Source organism: Eggerthella sp. (assembly GCF_048329335.1).
In the GTDB taxonomy this organism is placed as follows: Bacteria; Actinomycetota; Coriobacteriia; order Coriobacteriales; family Eggerthellaceae; genus Eggerthella; species Eggerthella lenta.
Map to the genome: position 1 here is coordinate 1 of NZ_DBFEGU010000357.1, position 3,472 is coordinate 3,472.

Here is a 3,472-nt window from a genome sequence, read left to right on the forward strand (position 1 = left end):
CGGCAGAGCAACTGGGCGATATCGTCCATGCCTTTGGCCTGGTGAGCGTGCAGATCGATGTGGAGGGCGAGCTGCCAAGCGACGTGCGTGTCGCGGCAGCCTTTTTGCAGATTATCCGCGAGGCCTCGACCAATGCCACCAAGCATGCGCAGGCGCATCGGGTCCATGTGCGCTTGTGGCAGGAGGGGACGGATGCTGACGTCGTCGCGCACATGACGATTTCTAACGACGGGTCCCCGGCCCCCGTATCGTATCGCGAGGGAACGGGTATCCCAGGCATGAGGCATGTCGCGCAAGATCTGGGTGGCAGCCTAGAGGTCCACGCCACTCCGCCCTTTACGCTTACGGTATCCATTCCGCTTAACGCCAACGACACGTCCCAAAGGAGAAACTCATGATCCGCGTGTTAATTGTCGAAGATCAGGCCATCCTGCGCGAGAGCCTGGCGCGCTCCGTTGGCGACCAGCCCGATATGACCGTCGTTGCCGCGATCGCCGATGCCTCGGATGCCTTGGACGTTGTGCTCAAGGAGCGCCCGGACATGATACTGATGGACGTGTGCACCGAACACGATTCAAACGGCATCGTGGCGGCGGCACGCATCAAGGAGCAGCTGCCCGAGTGTCGCATCATTATCATGACGGGCATGCCCGAGATCACCTTTGTCGATCAGGCCCGCGAGGCGGGCGTCGATAGCTTTGTGTACAAGAACGTCGGTATCGACGAGCTGTTCGCCGTGATGCGCTCCACGTTGGCTGGCTACTGCACGTTTCCCAAGCCGCCCGAGAGCATTTTTTCGGGTACAGCAGCCCTCGACGATGTCGAGCTATCGATTTTGCGCCTTGCCTGCGAGGGCAAAAGTCGTCGCGAGATCGCGGCCGAGCTGTTTATGAGTGAGGGCACCATCAAGCGCCGCATTTCGGAGATCCTGAGCAAGACCGGCTACGACAACATCATGCGTCTTGCCGTGCATGCGGTGACCGAAGGCAGCATCGTCCCCAACATGGAGCGCCCGTAGTCGGTGTGCCGCCCGTGCTCCAACGCCGAAGATAGGTCGCCCGCCGTTTTGCATCTAAAAACGGCGGGCGGCCTGCTTGTATGGGCAGTGCTGTCGGCATAAAGCGGCGGGGCCGCAGGATCATCTCCTGCGGCCCCGTCTGGTGTGCGCGGATGTGTCCGCCAATCCGCGGCTGTCGTGGTCTACCGCTACGCGATGGTTGCGCTGTAGGAGGCGACGTCCTCGTAGGAATCGGTCAGGTAGGCGTCGATGCCGATGGTCGTGTTGGCTAGGTCGTCAAGGCTGTCAAGCTCGCCGTTCGAGAACGTGAATTCCTCAGTGGCGTTGGTGCCGGGCATCAGGTGAGCCGAGAACCAGGGTTCCTTCATGGTGCCGTTGACGTTGGTCTTGCCGGAAGGAGCGTAGAAGGTCAGGTCCTTGTCGCTCTTGTTGGTGATGTTGACGACAAAGCCGATGTCGCCCCACTCGTCCTTGAACTTCTCGGTGACGGTGATGGTGCACAGATCGTCATCGGCGACGGTGACGGCGGGGGAGATTTCAATCTTCTGGACGTCGTCGTCTTCGACGGCCTCGTCGATCTCTTCTTCCTTCTCGGCCGCCTCGCGATCCTTCTTCACCGTGCCGGACAGGTCCTTGTCGGACTTGGTAAAGACAAGATTGCCGTCATCCTCTTCGAGGATGAGCTTGCCGTCCTTGAGCTTCATGTCATGCGACTCGTCTTCGGCGGTGATGGTTACGGTGGTGGCGTCCTTTGCCTCCCATTTAAGGTCGACGACTTCAAGGAACAGGTCGAGGGCACCTGTACCGTCCTCATCGAGAATCAGGACGCAGTGCACACCCCAATCCTCGAGCATCTTCATGTACTCATCGGTCAGTTCTTCGCCCTCCAGGGTTCCACCCGAGAGTTCCCAGCTGCCGACGAAGTTGGCCTTGGGGTCTTTGCCGCCGCCGCTGCAGCCCGTCAGGGCAAAGGCGAGCGCAAGGACGCATGTCAGAAATGCGAGTACGGACTTTTTGAACGTTGTCTTCATGGTGTCCTCCTTTATCGAACGAAACCCATAGAAGCAAATGCGGGGGTGGCGGATCCCCCGCCAATTACCAGATAGAGGGGCTAGGGCCTGGGCGTTCCGCAGTTGCTGCAGAACTTGCCGCCGTTTTCGCTGCCGCAGTTGGGGCAGAACCACTTGGCCGGTGCCGGGGCGGGTGCGGGACTGCCACACTCGGAGCAGAACTTGCCGGTGTTGGTGGCGCCGCAGCTGCAGGTCCATGTGCCGGCCGCGGGGGCAGCGGCAGGAGCCGGTGCGGGAGCGGGTGCCGGAGCCGGCTGCGGGGCGGCCTGCTGCTGTGCCTGGCCGGCGGCGAACAGCTGGCTGGCGTTCATGCCGCCCATGCCACCTGCCATGCCCATGCCCATAAAGCCTGTCATCGCGCCGTTGGGGTTGGCGGCTGCCGCGCGCATTGCGTCGCTCTGGGCGCTGGCAATGTTGGCTGCCGCCATGGTGGGATCGCGCATGACTGCGGCCTTCTGCAGGTCCTTGATCATCTGCTCGTCTTCTTGCGAGGCTGCGATGGAGTTGACGCCAAAGCTCACGATCTCGACGCCGCGCAGGTCACGCCAATCGGCAGAGAGGACCTCGTTGAGCGCGCGGGCGAGCTCGGTGGTGTGGCCGGGGATGGCGCTGTAGCGGATGCCCATTTCCGAGATCTTGGCAAAGGCGGGCTGCAGGGCGGTGAGCAGCTCGGACTTAAGCTGGCTGTCGATCTTGTCGCGCGTGTAGCTATCGGTCACGTTGCCGCACACGTTGGTGTAGAACAGCAGCGGGTTGGTGATGCGGTACGAGTACTCGCCGTTGCAGCGCACGGAGATGTCAACGTCCAGGCCAATGTTGTTATCGACCACGCGGAAGGGCACGGGCGAGGCGGTGCCGTACTTGTTGCCGATGATCTCCTTGGTGTTGATGAAGTAGACACGCTGGTCCTTGCCCGCGTCGCCGCCAAAGGTAAAGCGGCTGCCGATATTGGCGAAGGTCTCCTTGATGGAATCGCCCAGGTTGCCGCTAAAGACGCTCGGCTCGCTGCCGGTATCGAAGACGAACTCACCAGGCTCCAGCGCGACTTCGATGATCTTGCCGTTTTGCACCACGAGCATGCCCTGGCCGTCGTTGACGGCGATGACCGAGCCGTTGGAGATGACGTTGTCCTCGCCGCGCGTGTTGGAGCTGCGGCCACCGGTGCGTTTGCTGCCCTTGCAGGCCAAGACGTCAGCAGGCATCGATTCGCAGTAGATAAATTCCTTCCACTGGTCGGCCATGACGCCGCCGGCAGCTCCCAATCCAGCTTTCAAGAGTCCCATGGTGATCTTCCTTTCTCGTCAAAGGCCGGGTGGTATTGGTTGGATTGCTTAGTCGTCCTTGTCGTCTTTCATGACAACGGTGGTCTCGGTGTGGCTGAAGG

4 protein-coding genes are annotated in these 3,472 nt (G+C 61.2%); 2 read left to right on the plus strand and 2 right to left on the minus strand.

Annotated features, from left to right (window positions below):
• The coding region (locus tag ACMO6A_RS11095; RefSeq protein WP_418471270.1) for a sensor histidine kinase at positions 1 to 398 on the plus strand (398 nt) is incomplete at its 5' end.
• A complete protein-coding gene (locus ACMO6A_RS11100) occupies positions 395 to 1,018 on the plus strand; it encodes a response regulator transcription factor (RefSeq protein WP_215694470.1) in 624 nt (207 codons plus the stop codon). The genes ACMO6A_RS11095 and ACMO6A_RS11100, both read left to right, overlap by 4 nt.
• A gap of 188 nt (positions 1,019 to 1,206) precedes the next feature.
• Here ACMO6A_RS11100 and ACMO6A_RS11105 read toward each other — a convergent pair whose 3' ends face one another.
• Together ACMO6A_RS11105 and ACMO6A_RS11110 are read right to left on the minus strand one after the other, a co-directional pair.
• Positions 1,207 to 2,049 carry a hypothetical protein gene (locus ACMO6A_RS11105; protein WP_418471271.1) on the minus strand — a complete coding sequence of 281 codons (843 nt, stop codon included), beginning with the start codon at positions 2,047 to 2,049 and terminating at the stop codon, positions 1,207 to 1,209.
• An 80-nt stretch (positions 2,050 to 2,129) separates the two neighbouring features.
• The gene (locus ACMO6A_RS11110) at positions 2,130 to 3,371 is read right to left on the minus strand and encodes an SPFH domain-containing protein (protein ID WP_418471272.1); all 1,242 of its coding nucleotides are present in this window, start codon (positions 3,369 to 3,371) and stop codon (positions 2,130 to 2,132) included.
• Positions 3,372 to 3,472: the final 101 nt, after the last annotated feature.